The following is an 18,247-nucleotide window of genomic DNA, read 5'->3' as shown; positions in this document are numbered from 1 at the left end:
CCGGTGCGCGCCGCTCGGCCCGTCGGCCGACCGAGCGGCTGTCCGCACACCTGCCGCACGATCCCGGTCAGACGTCGATGTTCGACATGACGTGCTTGATCCGGGTGTAGTCCTCGAATCCGTACATCGACAGGTCTTTTCCGTACCCGGAGTGCTTGAATCCTCCGTGCGGCATTTCCGTGACAGTCGTCAGATGGGTGTTGATCCACACGGTCCCGAAGTCGAGGTCCCGCGATGCGCGCAGAGCCCGCCCGTGGTTCGAGGTCCACACACTTGCCGCCAGTCCGTAGTCGACCTCGTTGGACCACGTCATGGCCTCCGCCTCCGTGTCGAACGCCTGGACGGTGATCACGGGTCCGAAGATCTCCGTCTGCACTTGCTCGTCGTTCTGGCGCAGACCCGAGACGATCGTCGGCTCGACGAAGTACCCGCTGTCGCCCTGCCTCGATCCCCCCAGTTCCACTCGCGCATGCGAAGGCACCCGGTCGAGGAGGCCGGTGACATGACGTAGTTGATTCTCGCTGTTCAACGGCCCGAAAGTGACACCATTGTCGTGAGAGGAACCCGTCCGCACCCCTGCGGACGCCTCGACGAGAGCTGCCACGAAATCCGCGTGGATCCTCGTGGACACCAGGACTCGGGTGGCCGCAGTGCAGTCCTGACCGGCATTGACGAAACCGCCGGCCGACACGGCCGCTGCCGCAGCAGCGATATCGGCATCGTCGAAGACCAGCACGGGCGCATTGCCACCCAGCTCGAGATGAACCCGCTTGAGATCGGAGGCTGCCGACGTGGCCACATCGATCCCAGCCCGCACCGAACCGGTGATCGCCACCAACTCGGGCGTCCTGTGGGCAACCAGCGCTCGGCCCGTGTCCCGCCCTCCGCACACGACGTTCAGCACGCCGGCGGGAAGGATGTCCTGACACAAGCGGCCGAACACGGTCGAACTGGCCGGGGTGGTATCGCCCGGCTTGAGCACGACGGTGTTGCCCGCGGCGAGGGCAGGGGCGATCTTCCACGCCATCATCATCAGCGGATAGTTCCAGGCAGCAACCTGCCCGACCACGCCGATGGGCTCACGCCGGATCCACGAGGTGTGCCCGGCCATGTACTCCCCGGCCGAACGTCCCTCCAGGATTCGCGCTGCGCCGGCGAAGAAGCGGAACACGTCCGACGATGCCGGGATCTCCTCGGCGAGGGTCTGTGCGTACGGCTTGCCCGTGTCACGGACCTCGAGGTCGGTGAGTTCGGCAGCGTGCGCATCCATGGCGTCGGCGATCCGAAGCAGGGCCGTGGATCGGTCCTGCGGCGTCGTCCGCGCCCATGCGTTCTGTGCGGCCGCTGCCGCGGCGTAGGCACGGTCGATGTCGACCTCGTCCGACAGGGGTGCCTGCGCGTAGACGTCGCCCGTGCAGGGGTCGTACACGTCGTAGGTCCGACCCGATGCACTGCCGACCTCGCGGCCGCCGATCACGTTGTGAAATTCGGTCATCATGGATATCTCCTAGTCGCTGGTGATGGTGGCCAGTCGCGCGTCGGCGTGGCCGGCGGCGAATATTGCACTGTTGAGAGCGCCCTCCATCCAGGTCCGCCACACGGAATCGTCGACATCCGTTCCCGCGAGGACGATCCGGTCCTCCGGCCGGTTGAGTACGGCCAGCGACGTCAACGCCTCGTGCGCGCGGTCCACGCGGTAGGTACCGTCGAACAACGGATCGGCGTTCCAGTCGTGGTGGTCCACTGCGAGGACCTCGGTGTCCGGGTAGTACTGGTGGACCGCGGCTCGAACCGCCGCCCGATCGTTCAGATCGATGTCGTCGTCGCCACCCTTGCATCCGAAGGCATAGAGGATGTCGCGTTCGTCGTCGACCTGGTACGCGTGCGAGATCATCTGGAAGGTTCCCGTACCCGTCGCGAAGGGTCGGCCCCCGAGGTTGCGGACCAGAATGCACGCCTTGGTGGCCCGGCTCACGTGATTGTGCGCGAGTACCTTCTGCTTCTCGGCATCGAGCCCCGGAACGATATCGATGTGACGTATGACGTTGGTCGGTGTGGCCAGGACGCACACCCGTGCGTCGACATGCTGTCCGTCCACGGTGGACACGGTGACGCCGTCGGAATCCTGCGCGATCCGAGCCACTGTGTGTCCGAGCCGGACCTCGAGGCGCGAACGGTCGATCATCGCGTGCAACAGTGCGGCACCGCCGCCGACGAAACGTTCGGTCAGCGCAGTGACGAAGCCTGTCGTGGCGTGTCCGTAAGCGGCGACCTGGGCAACGATGTGCAACATCGACATCTCCGTGCACGGCGCACCGGAATAACACGAGATCATCCCGTAGAGCAGTTCGCGGGTCAGCTCCGGAAGCTCGAGTCCGGTGAAGAACTCGTCGGGCGTGACGTCGAAGTCCGTGATCGGTTGCTCGCTGAGCGGTCGGTCTGTGTCCACGCGACGAGAAGCATCTCGTAGAAATGCCAGCGCACGTTCGAGATCGGAGATCTCGTCGGCAGGCACGGGCATCAACCGACGGCGTCCGCCGGTGTAGAACGAGGCTCCGGTGATGGACGGATCCTCTGTCACCGAGATCGCATACCGCTGGGTCTCCCGCCTCATGTGCGGTTGCAGCGATCGATTGATCCAACTTCCCCCGAGGTCGACGGTGAGATCGAGTCCGGCGAAGGGGCGGTTGTACGTCCTCCCGCCTGTCCGGTCCCCCGCCTCGAGCACCACCACGGAACGACCGCGGTCGGTGAGATCGCGAGCCGCGGTGATGCCCGCGATACCGGCACCGATGACGACGGCGTCGTAGCGTTCGTCCGACATGCGTTCTCCTGAAGTCTCGGTGCCGGTCAGAATGTGATGAGAGGTTTGATCACTCCGCGACGAGCTCGGAGGTCGGCCACGGCCTGGTCGACCTCGTCGAACCGGTAGCGGTGAGTGATCATGGGCGCCGGGTCGAGGCGACCCGTCGACACGAGCCGCAGCACCCGACCCAGTCGTTCGTTACCGGTTCTCGCGAAAGTCGACAGCACGGTCTTGTCACCGACACCCCAACCCCAGTGAGCCAACGGAATCGACAGCTCGGCGTCGGGTGGACCGTTGTACGAGCTGAGCACCGAGATGACGCCGCCCAAGCGGGTCACCTCGACAGCCCGCGGAAATGACCCACGAACGCCACTCGCCTCGACGGCGACGTCGACGCCGTGACCCTCCGTGAGCCGGTCGATCTCGGCGACGACGTCGTGTTCGGCAAGGTTGAGGCACACGTCCGCGCCCATCGCCCGAGAGACGTCCTCGCCGCCGGCACGGGCCTTGACGGTGACGACCAGCCCGGCCCCCGACACCCGACCGCCGGCCGTGGCGCCGAGCCCGACGTGGCCTTGACCGAACACGGCAACCACGCCCCCGAGCGGCAGGGCGGCCTGCTCGTACGCGGACGTACCGGTACACAGGGAATCCGCCGCGCACACCGCAGCCCAGTCCTCCACTCCATCCGGAATCGGAGCCAGGTTTCGACGCGCGTCGGGCACGGTGAAGAACTCTGCGAGGCTGCCGTCGCGGCTCACTCCGGAGCTGTACGCACCCCACTCGCGTCCACCGCAATGTCCGTCGTAGCCCCGCTGACAGTTCCGGCAGCGTCCACAGCTGGTTCCGGAGGACACCGCTACCCGGTCACCGATCTCGAAACCGTCGACGTCATGTCCCAGTGCGTGCACAGTGCCGACCGCCTCGTGTCCCAACACTCTTCCGTCGGGGACATCGATGTCCCCGACGAGTGCTGCGATATCGGCGGAACACATCGACGCTGCGGTCGTCCTCACAATGGCGTCGGTCGGACCCGGGACCGGTACGGGTCGTGTCTCGACGATCGCCGAGGCGCCCCGCCTCACCAGTGCACGCATCATGTTCGGGTCAGGGTCGGCGCTTGAACATGACCATCCACTGGCCGTCCTGGCAGATCTCGTCACGCTGGTTCATCACCTTCACCTCGAACGTGATGATGCCGCGATCGGGTTTGGACGACGACGGCCGGACCTCACCGACGGATTGCTCGACGCGGATGGTGTCACCGATCTTGACGGCGCCCTTGAGTGACCAGTTCATGCCGAGGAATGCGATCGCGGTGCCCTCTTTGATACCGAGGCGCGATTCCAGACCTGTCGCGATGGCGAACACGCCGGGACCGTGGAAGATTCTGCCGCCGAACTGCGTCTGTGAGGCGAACTCTTCGTCCGTGTGCAACGGGTTGTAATCACCGGAGATCCCGGCGAAGTTGACCAGGTCGGCCTCGCCGATGGTGCGCGCGGGCGAGGTCCAGCTCTGTCCGACCTCGAAGTCATCGAGGAACATTCCACCGCCGATGCTGGAATCGGCCGAACGAGTTGCTACGTGCTGTGACATTGAAGCTCCTGACTGTTGTATTCGAGGTCGAGTCTGTCAGCGGGGATACCGCGAGCAGTACTGTGAGCACGCCGGTGATCCGCCGTGTCTGTAGGAAATTCTCCTACGAGTTCGGCGTCACGACCGTGCGGACGGCGCCGCCAGGAGTGCAGTGACGGCGCGGCGATCCACCTTGCCGCTCGTGGTGTTCTGGGGGAGCGCGTCGAGCACCACGTACTCGGTGGGCACCTTGAACGACGCGAGCTGCTCGGCGGCAAACGTGCCCAGGGCATCCGCGTCGAGGGCGGCACCGTCTGCGAGGACGACTGCGGCGACGACCTTCTGGCCGTAGATCTCGTCGGGAAGGCCCACCACGGCGACCGCACGAACACTGGCATGGCAGTGCAACACTCGCTCCACCTCGGCGGGTGAGATGTTGCTCCCTCCGCGAATGATCATGTCCGACAGACGACCTACGACATGGACGTATCCGCGCTCGTCGACACGCACGAGGTCACGCATGCGGTACCAGCCGTCGACCATGGCCTCGGCCGTGGTCGTCGGGTCGTCCCAGTAGCCCAGCATCAAGCCGGGCCCTCTTCCCTGGGCCTCCCCGACCATCCCGCGTTCGACCTCTCGGCCTTCGTCGTCGACGACTCGGAACTCGTTGGTCGGCACGACAGTTCCCGCGGCACCGCGTACGGGGGTCGGATCGACCGTGGGATCGTACGTGACCAGCGGGAAACACTCAGTGGCGCAGTAGTTGTCGAGCACGGAAACCGACGTGTGGGACGCCCAGCGATCGAAGGCTGCATCGTTACGCGCCTCACCGCCGGACACGCAGAGTCGCAGACTGCTCATGTCGGGCTTGTCGACGGTGGTGTCGAGGTGTCGAACAAGTTTGGTGAACATGGTGGTCACACCACCGAGGAAGGTCCCGCGGTGATCGGCGATGGCATCGAGAATCATCTGCGGTCGAGAGCGCCGTAGCGCGATGACGGTGCCGCCGGCGTACAACGTCGCCATGGAGGTGGACGCGAGACCGAAGAGCCACGCCATGGGCAGGGCGACCACGGTCCGATCCTCTCGCCCGAGATGCCACACGGACGTGAAGGTCTCGGCTCCGTTGAGCAGCGCGACATCCGAGACCATGATGGCCTTGGGCCGATTGGTGGTGCCCGAGCTGTAGGTGATCAGACGCAGCCGCGCACGGACATGGTCGGGGCTGGGCGCCGTGTCCGCGCGAACCGAGTTCACGGTGAAGTCCTCGCCGTCGATCATCGCGGTCGGACGATGATCGGTGAGTGCATCGGCCACGGCGGGCGCGGAGACCCGGTCCACCAGCACCAACGCCGGGTCGGCGCTGGCGATGCTGTACGAGAGGTCGTCCTTCGCGCTGGACGGGTAGATGGTGACCAGAGCCCCGCCTGCCTTCCACACCGCGAGTGCGGAGATGAGGAAGCGGGCGGAGTTCTCCGCCACGAGAGCCACCCGCTGTCGTGGAACCATTCCGGCGCGCACGAGGACATCGGCGCGCCTGCCGACCTCGGTCATCATGTCGCGATACCCGACAGTGCCGCCCTCATCGATGAGGGCGGGGTGGTCGGGCGTCTCGGCGGCGCTGTTCTCGAGTACCGCGAGGTAGTCCGCCATACGGTCGTCCATCAGTTCTCCCACTCGTCGTCTACGTGCGTGACCGGTCAGCTCAGGGCGGTGATGACACCGTCGGCGAGGGTGCAGTTACTCATGTGGAGTCCCCTGGGCTGGACGGAGCGATGTGGCTATTGCGTAGCGCGTCTGCGACATCGGCCGGAAGTGGGCGGGAGGTGGCGGCGACGGGGTCGACAGCGACGTACGTCAGATCCATCTCCGCGATCGCCGTGTCCTCACGCGTCACCCGTGTGCGCATTCGGAAACTCGACCGTCCCACATGCGTGCAGGCCACATCGATGGCGAGGACGTCCTCGAAGCGCGCCGGCGAGGTGAACTCGACCGCGGCTCTGACCACCGAGGGATCCACTCCCGCCGCGAGGAGCCGTGGGTAAGGCCACCCTGCCGCACGCACGAACTCGGTCAGACCCACGTCCGCGATCTCGAGGAACCTGCTGTTGAAGAGAAACCCTTGGGCATCGGTCTCGTGGTATCGCACCCGGTGGTGCAGTACCACCGGCATCAGTAGTCGACTTCGGAGCGCAGGGAGGCGAACACCTCGGTACGACGCAAGGACAGGCCGGGCGCTTCGGGGTTGGCTCGAGACTTCTCGACGAGAGCGTGGTCGAGGTCGGCGAACACGAGGTTCTCACGTTGATCCTCGGCAATCGCGAGGAGACCGTCGTTGATGCCGAACGTCCGATCCACCGGGGTCGACACCAGTGCGTTGCCCACGGCGTAGAGGGTTGCGTCGACAGGAAACCCACTGTTGCCGACGAGCGCCGACATGACCACGAAGAGCTGGTTCTCGATGGCACGTGCCTGGCATCCGACGCGTACACGGTGCACGCCGCGGCGGTTCCAGGTGAGGGATGGGCAGATGATGAGGTCGACGCCGCGTGCCACCAGGTAACGGGACAGCTCGGGGAACTGGATGTCGGCGCAGATGAGTACCCCGGCGGTGAACGGCCCGATCGTGGTGACGAGAACCTGATCGCCGCCCTGCGCACCCATCGAGTGCTCGTTGGGTGTCAGGTGGATCTTGTCCTGGAACTCCACTCGCCCGTCGGGGTGAGCGATGACCGCGGTGTTGCGCAGCGAGCCGTCCTCGGCGATGCGGTTGTGACTACCTCCCACGACGACGACGTCGTGTTCCACGGCAAGGGCGCTGACACCGCGGACGATGTCGTGGAACAGAGGCGCGAGAATGTCCCGGTAATCCGAGATGATGGTGGCCGCCGTCACCTCGTGGTCGGCGATCGAACCGAGCAGCCCGGTGCTGGCGAACTCGGGGAGAACCACCAGTCCGGCCTCGGCCTCGGCAGCGCGGCGCACCACATCGCCCATGTGCTCGAGGAGAGCGTCGACACTGCTCTCCGACCGCAGCTCGAATGTGGAGGTCGCGATCCTGAGTGTGGTCATTGCGTCAGCTCTCCTTGTGTTCCTGCGGCCAGCCGGCCGCTGCCAGGTCGGTCCGGAGGTCACGCCGGGACACCTCGTAGTCGACGGTGTCGCGGGGAATCGATCGCTGCACCTTCCGCGAGGTCATTTCTTCCGAGATGTGCGCCACGATGCCGGGCAGCGTTCCGATGATCGCCAAGGCAGTGGACTCCTCCGGGGTGAAACCCAGCGCCACTGTGATCGCGGCCATCACTGCGACGTCGTTCATGGGGAAATGCTCACGACCTGGAGTCTTGATGAAAGCGCGGTGCACGGCCTCGTACAACTCGACCGGCTCACCCCACAACCCCGCCTCGACGGCGATGTCCTTCAATATCTGCGCACGCGGGTCGACGTTCCTGAACACCGGGTGGCCGAAGCCGGGGATGCGACGCTTGTTCGCGCGGGCGTCCGCGACCACGTCGTCGGCGAAGGCGTCCATGTCCGTGGCACCCGACTCGACGTAACTCCGATGGGTCTCAGCGATGAAGCGCGCGGTGTTCTCGGTTGCCAGCCCGTAGTCCCCGGCACTCAACGTCGCGGCGGCCATGCCGGCCTGCATGTTCGGATTGCACGACACGACGTAGCGTGCTGCCGCGGTACCGGACTTCTCCAGGCCGTAGTCGAGGACACCGGTCATCACCGCGTCGAGGACACGGGTCTCCTGCGGAGACGGCAACCGGCCCTTGATCATGAGGTAGATGGACGCGGTGAAGGACAGACCGATCAGATCGTCGAGCTTGTAGCCGCGGACGTACACCGTCTCCGGCGTGATCTCGCTGATCTCGGTGTGCCAGTACTTCGAGGTTTCCGTGCTCTCGCTCATACGCTGCTTCCGGTCGAATGTGGATGGGTGACGTCGCTGAGACCGACGTTAGGCCGTTCGAACGCGATAAGCCGCTGGCGTACCAACCAAGGGAACGCGAATCCATTGGAAGCCTCACGATGGGTGAGCGAGATCGCCCACCCATCGCGTCGAGACCATGACGTGCTTCCAGGTGACTACAGGATGGGGTTCCGCGGAAACCCCTCCACCAAGGCGAGGCGCTCGTCTGCGTAACCACTGACCGATACGGACTTCTCACCCGCGAACACCATGGTGCTACGAGTTCGGTCGTCCCATCGGGGCCAATCGAGAGCGGGAGACGACGGATTGCCGTCACGCGCGAAACGTGCCCATGCCGCCATCATCTCTCGTGAGAGTCGAGCTTGATGGTTCTGCGGATCGGCCGCTGCACGCGCGGCGTCACTGTCGAGACCGTCCCACGCCGACTCATACGACAAGATTCCGAAAACCAACGGGATCTCACCGGCGTGCACCGCCCATTGACCGCCGAAACACGGTGTTTCCCAGGTGCACTCGTACAAGAACACATCCCCTGCGTTCTGGGCGGCTTTGAGGTCTGCTTGTTGCCGTGCGTCCCGGAAGAACGCTGGATCCGATGTCATGGCGGCCAACAGATGGTGTCGGTCGGCCGTCGGCTGTAGCGCCCGGTGCCCTTCCAGGAAGCCTCGGTACTGCTCCGGGGAGAGTGCAGGCGCGAAGCTCGCTGCCCGAAATCGTTGCTCCAGCTGAGCGTCGTCCGCGATCGGATCGGCGAAATCGGGTTGGAAGAGCACGATCTCGTGGGTGTTGTTGCCGATCATCATCGCGACACCAGCGCTTTCTGCGGGCGCGCCGCCCTCCCACGTCTGGTGCGGCATGAAGTCACCGTCGAGTACAGGTCCGTACGGGGCCCCGAGGTCACCCGATACCGCCTTCAGCTCTGCGACCCCGATCTGCTGCAATCTGTTCACGTCGAAGGTGCCGTCACCCAACTTCGCCAGCGTGGCACGCGCCGCTTCCGTCGCTTGCTCCCTGGTCTGAATCTCGAGCGCCGAACCGGACTGCACGATCGCCCGATGGAACAATCCGCGAGCGGACGGCGTAGCGAGCAGAGAGCTGACCTTGCCGCCGCCACCGGATTCACCGAACACCGTCACGTTCGACGGGTCACCCCCGAACGCCGCGACATTGTCGCGGACCCAGCCCAGCGCAGCGACCAAGTCGCGCTGCCCGAGGTTGCCGTCGCCGGCCAGTTCCGGGACCAGATCGCCGAGCCACATGTAGCCGAATGCGTTGAGTCGGTGGTTGACCCCGACCACCACGACATCCTCCGTACGCGCCAGGTTGGCGCCGTCGTACAGAGGGGCGCCGGCGGAACCGACCTGATATCCGCCTCCGTGTATCCAGAACATGACGGGCTTGCCCGCGCTGCCCGACTCCGGAGCCCAGACGTTGAGAACCAAGCAGTCTTCGGACTCTGGTTGCGGATCCAGCCAGGGTGAAAGGTCCGCGTTGGTCTGAACAGACGGGTGACCCAAGGTACGGGCATCTCGTTCTCCCGACCATGGGACCACCGCACGAGGAGCTCTGAACCGCAGGTCGCCGACAGGAGGCGCTGCGTACGGAATCCCCTTGTAGACGTTCAATCCGTCAGAATTGATGCCGCGTAACGACCCGGCAGCAAGTCGAACGATCGGGTCCTCGCCGGTCGCGGCCGACTGCGTACCTGTACCGGCCGCGGCACCCTGCTCGGACCCCGTGGAACAACCGGTGACGACCAGCATGCTTGTTGCTGCAATCTTGAGAAAGCCTCGGCGCGAACTTCGCGGACTACTGCTCATCTTCAACCCTTCGATCGTGGAACTGCGAACAGATATCGGCGCATGGAGTCGACTCGGGCGTGGAACCGCTCCACGCCGAGAGAACGCTGAGTCCTCTCCTCCATGGCCTTCTCCGCGTGCACACAGCACTCGTTCCGCGGCCGCTGTCAGCGATCCATTCGTTCCGAAGCTGCGCACGCGTCCTGCGCCGAGCATCGGTGCAGTTGCGTCCGGCGTGATCCGAGCCGTCGTCGTACTCGCGAGCCCAGACCACCCGCGGACACGCTACGAGTCCTGAGTCACAGCGCGTACTGGAAGTACGCCAAACAGAACAATGATTGTTGGCCTACGACCAGGAAGCCTTACGCGAGACAGCAGATAAGAGGGCCCGTGATGTCAGGGAAGCGGCGGGATTCTGCGAACCGCCGGCTCATGTGTCCCTCACCTGCTCCCACGGTTCACCCGGGTCACTCGAACGACAGGGAATCTTTCCGAACGGCTCCGGCCCAGGGCAATGGTTCGGCGAGCACATACGCAGCCTGGTCTCGCCCGTACGACTTCGCCGCATACAGGGCCCGATCGGCGGTCGTGGTCACCGCGTCCACCGCCGCCCCCGCGTCACACACCTCGTGGTCGCTCGGGACAACGGTGCATCGCGCCACCCCGACACTCACGGTCACCGTCCCCCCGCCACGCACAGCGGCGAGGATCGTCGCTTCCACGCCGCCCATGCTCGGGACGAGACCGAGCACCAGAAACTCCTCCCCGCCCAGCCGCGCCACCACCGCGTCCGGCCCCGCCACCGCATGCAGTGTCGCCGCGACCTCGACCAGAACGTCGTCGCCGATCGCATGACCGAAATCGTCGTTGACGGACTTGAAGTGATCGATGTCGACGAGGCACGCCTGCAGCGGAACACCGGAGGAGCAGGCCTGATCGAGCAACACCGCCACCCGTGCGGTCAGCCCCCGACGATTGAGCAGACCCGTCAACGGGTCGGTGTCGGCAAGGTCCACCAGGCGCGCCGTCATCGCCGTGACGGACGAGCGCAGCGATGCCATCAGAATCGTCGGCACCAGCACGGTGGTGATCGTCGCCCCCACCGCGACGAGTCGGACCGCCCCGCCGGTCTCGACGATGCACACCGACACCGCCGCCGCGATCGCGATCGCGGTCAGCGGCACCGTGATCCGACGCGGGGATCCCGACGCGGCGATCGCCGGGACCACCCCCAGCATCGCCCCGACCCCCATCGTCAGGGCCGGATCGACGATGACGAACGCCGACACCGCCACCCCCACCATGCCCCCGGACCCCAGCAGCACGAACTGGCGGTCGTCGAGCACCCCGACGCGAAACGTCACCGCCACCGTGACAGCGGTGAACACGCTGACCGCCGCCAGCGCCCACACCCCGTTCGGGCGCACCAGCGACGGCACCAGCAGTGCGACCACCAGCAGCGGCACCGCCCCGGATGCCGCGCACGCCACCGCGAGGGACCGGATGTCGTACCGACCCCACACGAGCCGGGGAGTGCCCTCGGAAGCGCGCCTGACCACGCTCACTCCTTCCGGCCCGGACACCCGAGAACACACAGACGAGGGACGACGACCCGAGGCGACTCCAGGTCACGAGGACACACCGAGAATAGGCGATGGCGCACCTATTCTCCCTGGAGGATTCCCGTCATCACGACTACCGCCCGGAAGTGTGTTTCACGGCCCATCTGGAGAAGCGATCGAAGCGGTAGGGAGTGGGGTCGATCAGCGATGCCCTTCCGGCCAATTCTGCAGCGAGCAGCGAGGCGGAACCGCAGGCCATCGTCCATCCCACATGGCCATGTCCAGTGTTGATGTGAAGGTTGTTCAGCCTTGTCGGGCCGATGATCGGTGGCCCATCGGGAGTCATCGGTCGCAGCCCGGAGCGATAGTCGACCGAATTCCAATCAAGGGCGCCCGGGAAGAGCTCGTTCGCCGCTGCACGGATCTCGTCGAAGTTCGAGGGTGTGTGCGCCTTGTCGTAGCCGGCGAACTCGGCCACAGTGTCTCCGGCGGTCGTCGAGATCGATGATCGCCACGGTCACGACGGCGACCCGGACAGTGCCGACGATCTCTCTGCGCCTACACCGAACAGCCATGTGTCGACCAGCTCGTCACGGCTGGTTCCGACTCGCTGTCACGTTGACAGCCTTGGCCGTCGACTTCGCTGGACCCGGCTCCAGGTCACTCCAGTTCATCTGTTGTCGAACTCGCGCGAGGTGTTTCTTGAACACCTTCGCATCGACGTAACCGGCGTGGCGCGGTGAGTCGACGAGGTGGAGGCTGCCAGCGAGGTTCGGGCGGTCGTTCGCTATCAGCTCGTCGAATCTGCTGGCCGATGCCGGTCGGGTCACTTGATCCCTCAAGTACTGGGCAACGACATTCGAAATGTTGTCGAACAGTGTGTATGCGCTCGAGTTGGTTTCGACGAAGCCGACGGTGAACAGGTTTCGGTGGTGCCGATTGAATGCGGTCAAGTATTGTGCGGGGCGGTCGCCGTCCCATTCGAAGGTGTTCTTGTCGAGGTACGGAATCTGCATTTCGTATCCGGTTGCGTAGAGCACCAGGTCGATCTCGAGTCGCGATCCATCGGTGAACACGACATCATCTCCATCGAATCGTTCGATATCGTTCTTCACCGCGATGTCTGCATGCTGAAGATGATGCAGCAGTTGACTGTTGAGCAATGGGTGTGTCTGAAACAGCTTGTGATCCGGTTTCGGCAGTCCCCAGCGGGTGACATCGCCCACCAACAGACGAAGGAGTGCTGACAAGACCGGACGTTCGAGCCACATGGGTATCGTGACGACCTCGTCGAACGAATCGGCCGGTCTCCCGAAGATGTGTTTCGGTATGATGTGGTATCCACGGCGAACGCTGATGTAGGCGCTGTCTGCGAACTGCGCAGCGTCGCAGGCGATGTCCGCCCCCGAGTTCCCGAGGCCCACGACGAGAACCCGCTTACCGGCGAAGTCGCGTCCGCTGCGGTGGGTGACGGCATGCCGGATCTCGCCGGTGAAGTTGCCGCGATGACGAGGTACGCGGGGGTGCCAATTGGTACCCGACGCACACAGCACTCCCCGATACCGACGAGGGGTCTGCCCGGCGGGAGTGACGATCCAGGTGTCGTCGTCTGCGCGCACGTCGGTGATCGTGGTCCCGAACTCGATGACCTCGTCGAGCCCGAACGTGCGTGCGAAGTTTTGGGTGTACTCGAAGATCTGAACGCGTGAAGGGTAATCACCGAAGTGGTCAGGCATGGGGAAATCGAAGAACCCGGACACGTCTCGCGAAGAGATGAAGTGCGCCGACTCGTACATCGGGGTTCCGGGATTGTCGATGTCCCAGATTCCGCCCACGTCGGTGTGCCGTTCGAAATGATCGTATTCGACGCCGTGACGGCGCAGTAGTCGTGCAGCACTCAGCCCGGCAGGGCCGGCTCCGATCACAGCGACTGCAGCGCTTCGATCGATTGTTTCCGATTGTGTCGAGCTCGTGTGCATGTCATCTCCTTCGGAGTGGGGATTGATCATGATGACGTGGTGGCGAGGTACCGTAGGCGCCCGCGTTCACCGATACGTTCGGCCAGTGGAAGCAGAATGGGCACGAGGCGAGGGAATGCCTGTAGAAACTTGACGCTGAATGCGTCGGAACGAGGGAGAAAAACCTCGAGTCGACCGGTACGAATCGCCTTGTCGACGCCGTCGGCGACGTCCTGGGTCGTGGAGACGGTGCCCACGAAATTCAGCAGGCTGCCGTTGTGATTCGCCTCGTGGCGGAGCATGGCCGTGTCGACCGCGCTCGGGTAGACACCCCCGACTGTTACCCCGGACCCCCGAAGTTCCAGATGCAGAGCCGCGAGAAATGCTCGTAGTCCTGCTTTGGCTGCCGAATACGCAGCCGATCCGGGTAGCGACAACACTGCCCCTTGGGACACTGTTGCGACGATGTGACCGCGACCTTGTCGAGACATGGCCTGCGCCGCCGCCTGAGCGAGATGAGCAGTCGAGGACAGCATGATGCGCAGCTGGCTGTCGATGTCAGCAGGATCGGAGTCCACCACGTCGCCCGGAACGACTGTTCCCGCATTGAGAAAGGCGATCTCGAGATTGCTCGACCAGTCTGCCGAGATCCGGTCACACAGAGATCGGACGGCGTCTGCATTGTCGAGATCGCAGGTGATCGGAACGGCTCCCGCAATGGCGTGCGCAGCGCGAGCGGCCAGGTCATCGTCACGCTCGGCGGCCAGAACCGTGTAGTCGCGGTCGGCCAGACGGCGTGCCACCACCTGGCCGATGCCCCCAGCGGCACCGGTGACGAGAGCGAATTTCCGCATGGTGATCCTCCCCAAGAGTTGTTGGTCAAGCGACCAGGTCACTTGACACACTAGCGGAGGAATCCTCGAGAGCGCCAGTGCAGAATCGCGGTGTCGCACGTCGACCGAGTTGCGTGACCGACAAGTCGTAGGCTGATCGCATCTGCGAGAAAGGGGGCTACGTGGCTCGACTGACGGCCGAGGACCGCCGCGCGCTGCTGGTGGAGGCGGCTCTGACCGTGATGGCCAGAGACGGCGTCGCTGCAGCTACCACACGATCGATATGCGCGGAAGCCGCGATGCCGCAGAGTGCATTTCATTACGCATTTCGATCCAAAGCGGAGCTACTGCAACGGATCACAGAACTTTCGGTCGGTACGATCACCGCCGACCTCGATCAACGTGCACTGGACGGAAAAGATCTGCGTGACACGCTCGTGGCGGCGATGGACCTCATCCACGAGTCGATCGTGGTCGACGCCCCCCGACAGATGGTGGTCTACGAGTTGACGCTCATGGACATGAGAGCGCCGGACGATCCCGGATCACTCGGGCGCTGGCAATACAGCCTCTACACTCAGCGAGCAGCATCGCTGCTGGCCTCGGTTGCCGAACATGCGGAGGTTCGATGGACAGCCGACCTTCACGCCCTCGCTCGACTGGTGGCGACTGCGATCGACGGGACCGCCCTGGCGTGGCTCGCCGACCGAGACTCCGATGCCTCGAGGGCGTCGCTGCACGTACTGGCGGACGCTTTGGTCGCTCTGGCTGAACCGAGGTCGTGACGATCGGCCGTTCCTGACGGGCGGCGCACGGTGGCGATGGTCGTGGACAACGACGACACACGCGACCGGCTGCTGACGTCCATCCACCGCCACCATCGCAGCAGTGGATGTCAGCGAGCACGCCATCCCTGCAGTCTCCGACACGGTGTCAGGAGCCGCCCGAGTGACGGTGTCCTCGGTTGTGTGTTCAGGCCCGATGACCCTCTCGGAAAACCGATGGGACTCACACCCTGTGGGGAACCGCGATGTCGACTGGATCGGCGTTGGTGAACCACTTGTAGTGTCGCCGCTCGCGAGCACTCAGTCCGCCCCACACGCCGAAGCGTTCACCCGCGTTCAGTGCATAGTTCAGGCACTCTGTGCGAACGGGGCAATCCTCGCAGATCAGCTTGGCCTGCGAGGCGCTGTCCGCCGACACCTCGTCGGCTTCACCTCCGTCGAAGAAGGTCTGGAGGTCGTGATCGCGACACCGGGCATGCTCCTGCCAGCTCCATCGATCGACGACGGACCTGAGTGACGTCGTCGAGGTTTCACTCTGCGTGGACGGTCGACGCATTCCTTCTCTCGATCCAGTCCGGGGGCGGCCGCCGGTGTCACATCGTGGACCCCGGCGCCGGCCTCATGACACCCGTCACCAGCACCCGGATGCGGTGCTGGTGACGTGAGTTCACGCGAACGCTGCGGCCACCGCTTCCGACAACAGCGCTCCGTTGTGGGTACTGAGCCCATCCTCGAGACCGGCGTCGGCCTCGCACGCCGCTTCCCAGCCCTTGTCGGCGAGGGCGACCACGTGGGGCAGCGTCGCATTCGTCAACGCGTAGGTCGAGGTACGCGGAACCGCACCCGGCATGTTCGCGACGCAGTAGAACACCGAATCGTGAACACGGTAGGTCGGGTCGGCATGGGTCGTGGGGATCGAGTCCTCGAAGCACCCGCCCTGGTCGATCGCGATGTCGACGAGAACCGAACCCGGCTTCATCCGTTCGACGAGGCTGTTGGAGACCAGCTTCGGAGCTCGCGCTCCCGGTACGAGCACGGCACCGATGACGATGTCCGCCGCGAGAACCGCCTGCTCGAGTTCGAACGCGTTCGACACGACGGTCTTGACGGCGCCCTGGTACTGATCGTCGATGGCCCGGAGCGCGCGGATGTTCAAGTCGAGCACAGTCACGTCGGCGTGCATGCCGTGGGCGATGGCGATGGCGTTCCTGCCCGACACACCTGCGCCGATCACCACGACGTTGGCCGGCCGCACACCGGGGACACCGCCCATGAGCACGCCGCGGCCACCGCCACTGGCCATCATGTGGTAGGCCGCGGCCTGCGGCGCGAGCCGACCTGCCACCTCGCTCATCGGTGCGAGCAGCGGCAGCGAACCATCGGACGCCGTCACGGTCTCGTATGCGATCGACGTCGTGCCGGAGGCGATCAGCGCGTCGGTGCAGGGCTTCGACGCGGCGAGATGGAGGTACGTGAACAGCACCTGATCCTTGCGCAGGCGGGGGTACTCCTCCGCGATCGGCTCCTTGACCTTGAGAAGGAGGTCGGCCGTGGCCCACACCTCGTCCGCGCTGGTCAGAATCTGAGCACCCGCAGCCTTGTAATCGACGTCGGAGAACGTCGATCCCACACCGGCCTCGGTCTCGATGACGACGTCGTGACCGCGGCCGACGAGCTCGTGGACACCTGCCGGGGTGAGAGCTACCCGGTATTCGTGGTTCTTGATCTCGCGGGGCACACCGATTTTCATTGCATTCCTCCAGTATGGTGGGTTGTCGATCATCTCGAGCAGTCGTGGGTCAGAAATCGTAAGAAATGGTGAGCTCTTCGGATTCGGGAACGCTCTGGCACGCCAAACGGAACCCGTCGTCCAGGTCCTCGTCGTCCAGCACGTCGTTGTGCAGCATCGTGACCGACCCCTCCACGACCCGGAACATGCAGGAACTGCACTCGCCCGCTCGGCAGGAGAACGGCGCCGACAGTTTCTTGGACAGCAGGAAGTCCAGCAGCATCTGATCCGGTGCCCAGTCGTCGTGATCGAACGGCGCGCCGGCCACCTGCCCCTGCACACGGAAGGTGCGGGGCGGCGACTGCGCTGCAGCAGAGGTGATCTCCTCCGTCGACAGCTCGGGTGAGTCCGGTTCGGCGAGTGCGTCTTCGATATCGAACGGATTGCTCTCGAGGGAGATGAAGCGCTCGTGATGCTTACGCTCTCTCGGGAACCCCAGCTGGTCCAGTGCCGTCAACGCCGCAGCCATGAAGGGCGCTGGTCCGCAGACATAAGCGTCATACGACGAGAACAGTCGGAGGACGTTCTTCAGCTGAGTCACCGTCGGAATACCTTGAACGGATTCCAGCCAATGTACGACCGTCAGTCGGTCAGGATATTTCGCGGCCAGCTCGTTCAATTCGTTCGAGAAGATGACCGATGAATCGTTTCTGTTCGCGTAGAACAGAACGACATCACCGTCGCCGGCTGCGAGCGCAGATTTCGCGATGGACATCACCGGGGTGATGCCGCTACCGCCTGCGATCAGAAGGAAGTCGCGGGATGTCGGACGTGACGTGAACACGCCCGACGGCGGCAGCGCTTTGAGGGAGTGCCCGACCTCGACGTTGTCGCACAACCAGTTGGATCCGTACCCGTCCCGAACTCGCTTGACCGTGATCTTCAACAGATCCGATTCATGAGGCGCACTGGACAGCGAGTAACACCGCGCCACACCACCGGTCCCGGAGTCCGACGGGAGTTCGATGGTCAGGAACTGCCCCGGACGGTAGGTCAAGGACGACTCCGCTTCGAAGACGAAGGACTTGGCGTCACTCGTCTCCTCGATGACGTCGACCACTCGCAGCTGTACCGGCTCGGTCACCGCACGTCCCATCTTTCGAGGTGTCTGACCACCGGTGGGGTTCCCTGGACACGAAGCGTCACCGCCGGAGGCAGATCCGCTCGGGCGTGGGCCGATCGTGCCGACCACCTTCGAACGCC

At 64.6% G+C, this 18,247-nt stretch carries 17 protein-coding genes; 1 reads left to right on the top strand and 16 read right to left on the bottom strand.

The annotated features are described in order from the left end of the window. Positions 1 to 67 precede the first annotated feature (67 nt). The 13 genes from JOE30_RS07350 to JOE30_RS07290 form a co-directional block, all read right to left on the bottom strand. Positions 68 to 1,495 (bottom strand): aminobutyraldehyde dehydrogenase, encoded by a 1,428-nt coding sequence (locus JOE30_RS07350; protein WP_204870845.1) that lies wholly within the window; start codon positions 1,493 to 1,495, stop codon positions 68 to 70. 12 nt (positions 1,496 to 1,507) lie between these two features. Further along, the gene (locus JOE30_RS07345) at positions 1,508 to 2,824 is read right to left on the bottom strand and encodes an NAD(P)/FAD-dependent oxidoreductase (RefSeq protein ID WP_204870056.1); all 1,317 of its coding nucleotides are present in this window, start codon (positions 2,822 to 2,824) and stop codon (positions 1,508 to 1,510) included. 26 nt (positions 2,825 to 2,850) lie between these two features. Continuing rightward, positions 2,851 to 3,903, bottom strand: coding sequence for an alcohol dehydrogenase catalytic domain-containing protein (locus tag JOE30_RS07340; RefSeq protein WP_275581404.1), 1,053 nt, complete (start codon positions 3,901 to 3,903; stop codon positions 2,851 to 2,853). A gap of 10 nt (positions 3,904 to 3,913) precedes the next feature. Next, entirely contained in the window at positions 3,914 to 4,402 is a 489-nt protein-coding gene (locus JOE30_RS07335) for a MaoC/PaaZ C-terminal domain-containing protein (protein WP_204870052.1), read from the bottom strand. 117 nt (positions 4,403 to 4,519) lie between these two features. Continuing rightward, positions 4,520 to 6,046, bottom strand: coding sequence for a class I adenylate-forming enzyme family protein (locus JOE30_RS07330; protein ID WP_204870050.1), 1,527 nt, complete (start codon positions 6,044 to 6,046; stop codon positions 4,520 to 4,522). A gap of 79 nt (positions 6,047 to 6,125) precedes the next feature. Beyond that, positions 6,126 to 6,554, bottom strand: coding sequence for a thioesterase family protein (locus tag JOE30_RS07325; RefSeq protein WP_204870048.1), 429 nt, complete (start codon positions 6,552 to 6,554; stop codon positions 6,126 to 6,128). Next, entirely contained in the window at positions 6,554 to 7,453 is a 900-nt protein-coding gene (locus tag JOE30_RS07320; protein WP_204870046.1) for a nitrilase-related carbon-nitrogen hydrolase, read from the bottom strand. The genes JOE30_RS07325 and JOE30_RS07320 overlap by 1 nt, the downstream gene beginning before the upstream one ends. 4 nt (positions 7,454 to 7,457) lie before the next feature. Next, a complete protein-coding gene (locus tag JOE30_RS07315; RefSeq protein WP_204870044.1) occupies positions 7,458 to 8,297 on the bottom strand; it encodes a citryl-CoA lyase in 840 nt (279 codons plus the stop codon). Positions 8,298 to 8,473: 176 nt separating this feature from the next. Continuing rightward, positions 8,474 to 10,081 carry a carboxylesterase/lipase family protein gene (locus tag JOE30_RS07310; RefSeq protein WP_204870042.1) on the bottom strand — a complete coding sequence of 536 codons (1,608 nt, stop codon included), beginning with the start codon at positions 10,079 to 10,081 and terminating at the stop codon, positions 8,474 to 8,476. A gap of 503 nt (positions 10,082 to 10,584) precedes the next feature. Beyond that, entirely contained in the window at positions 10,585 to 11,676 is a 1,092-nt protein-coding gene (locus tag JOE30_RS21660) for a diguanylate cyclase (protein ID WP_204870040.1), read from the bottom strand. Positions 11,677 to 11,812: 136 nt separating this feature from the next. After that, complete coding sequence (locus JOE30_RS07300; RefSeq protein ID WP_204870844.1) at positions 11,813 to 12,181, bottom strand: FAD-dependent oxidoreductase; 369 nt, start codon at positions 12,179 to 12,181, stop codon at positions 11,813 to 11,815. Positions 12,182 to 12,269: 88 nt separating this feature from the next. Then, complete coding sequence (locus tag JOE30_RS07295; protein ID WP_239532508.1) at positions 12,270 to 13,658, bottom strand: NAD(P)/FAD-dependent oxidoreductase; 1,389 nt, start codon at positions 13,656 to 13,658, stop codon at positions 12,270 to 12,272. 26 nt (positions 13,659 to 13,684) lie between these two features. Next, positions 13,685 to 14,491 carry an SDR family oxidoreductase gene (locus tag JOE30_RS07290; protein ID WP_204870039.1) on the bottom strand — a complete coding sequence of 269 codons (807 nt, stop codon included), beginning with the start codon at positions 14,489 to 14,491 and terminating at the stop codon, positions 13,685 to 13,687. 161 nt (positions 14,492 to 14,652) lie between these two features. On the opposite strand from JOE30_RS07290, the gene JOE30_RS07285 reads away from it, so the two are divergent. Next, the gene (locus JOE30_RS07285; protein ID WP_204870037.1) at positions 14,653 to 15,255 is read left to right on the top strand and encodes a TetR/AcrR family transcriptional regulator; all 603 of its coding nucleotides are present in this window, start codon (positions 14,653 to 14,655) and stop codon (positions 15,253 to 15,255) included. Between the two features lie 223 nt (positions 15,256 to 15,478). On the opposite strand, the gene JOE30_RS07280 is transcribed toward JOE30_RS07285, so the two are convergent. The 3 genes from JOE30_RS07280 to JOE30_RS07270 form a co-directional block, all read right to left on the bottom strand. Then, positions 15,479 to 15,811, bottom strand: a complete 333-nt coding sequence (locus tag JOE30_RS07280) for a WhiB family transcriptional regulator (protein WP_204870035.1) — start codon at positions 15,809 to 15,811, stop codon at positions 15,479 to 15,481. Positions 15,812 to 15,922: 111 nt separating this feature from the next. Then, positions 15,923 to 17,005: an alanine dehydrogenase gene (ald, locus tag JOE30_RS07275; protein ID WP_204870033.1), complete on the bottom strand. Its 1,083-nt coding sequence runs from the start codon at positions 17,003 to 17,005 to the stop codon at positions 15,923 to 15,925. A 49-nt stretch (positions 17,006 to 17,054) separates the two neighbouring features. Next, the gene (locus JOE30_RS07270) at positions 17,055 to 18,140 is read right to left on the bottom strand and encodes a ferredoxin--NADP reductase (RefSeq protein WP_204870031.1); all 1,086 of its coding nucleotides are present in this window, start codon (positions 18,138 to 18,140) and stop codon (positions 17,055 to 17,057) included. Positions 18,141 to 18,247 lie beyond the last annotated feature (107 nt).

The sequence above is a fragment of the Rhodococcus sp. PvP016 genome (genome assembly GCF_017832185.1).
Taxonomy (GTDB): domain Bacteria; phylum Actinomycetota; class Actinomycetes; order Mycobacteriales; family Mycobacteriaceae; genus Rhodococcoides.
This window is presented reverse-complemented; position numbering and strand designations above follow the sequence as displayed.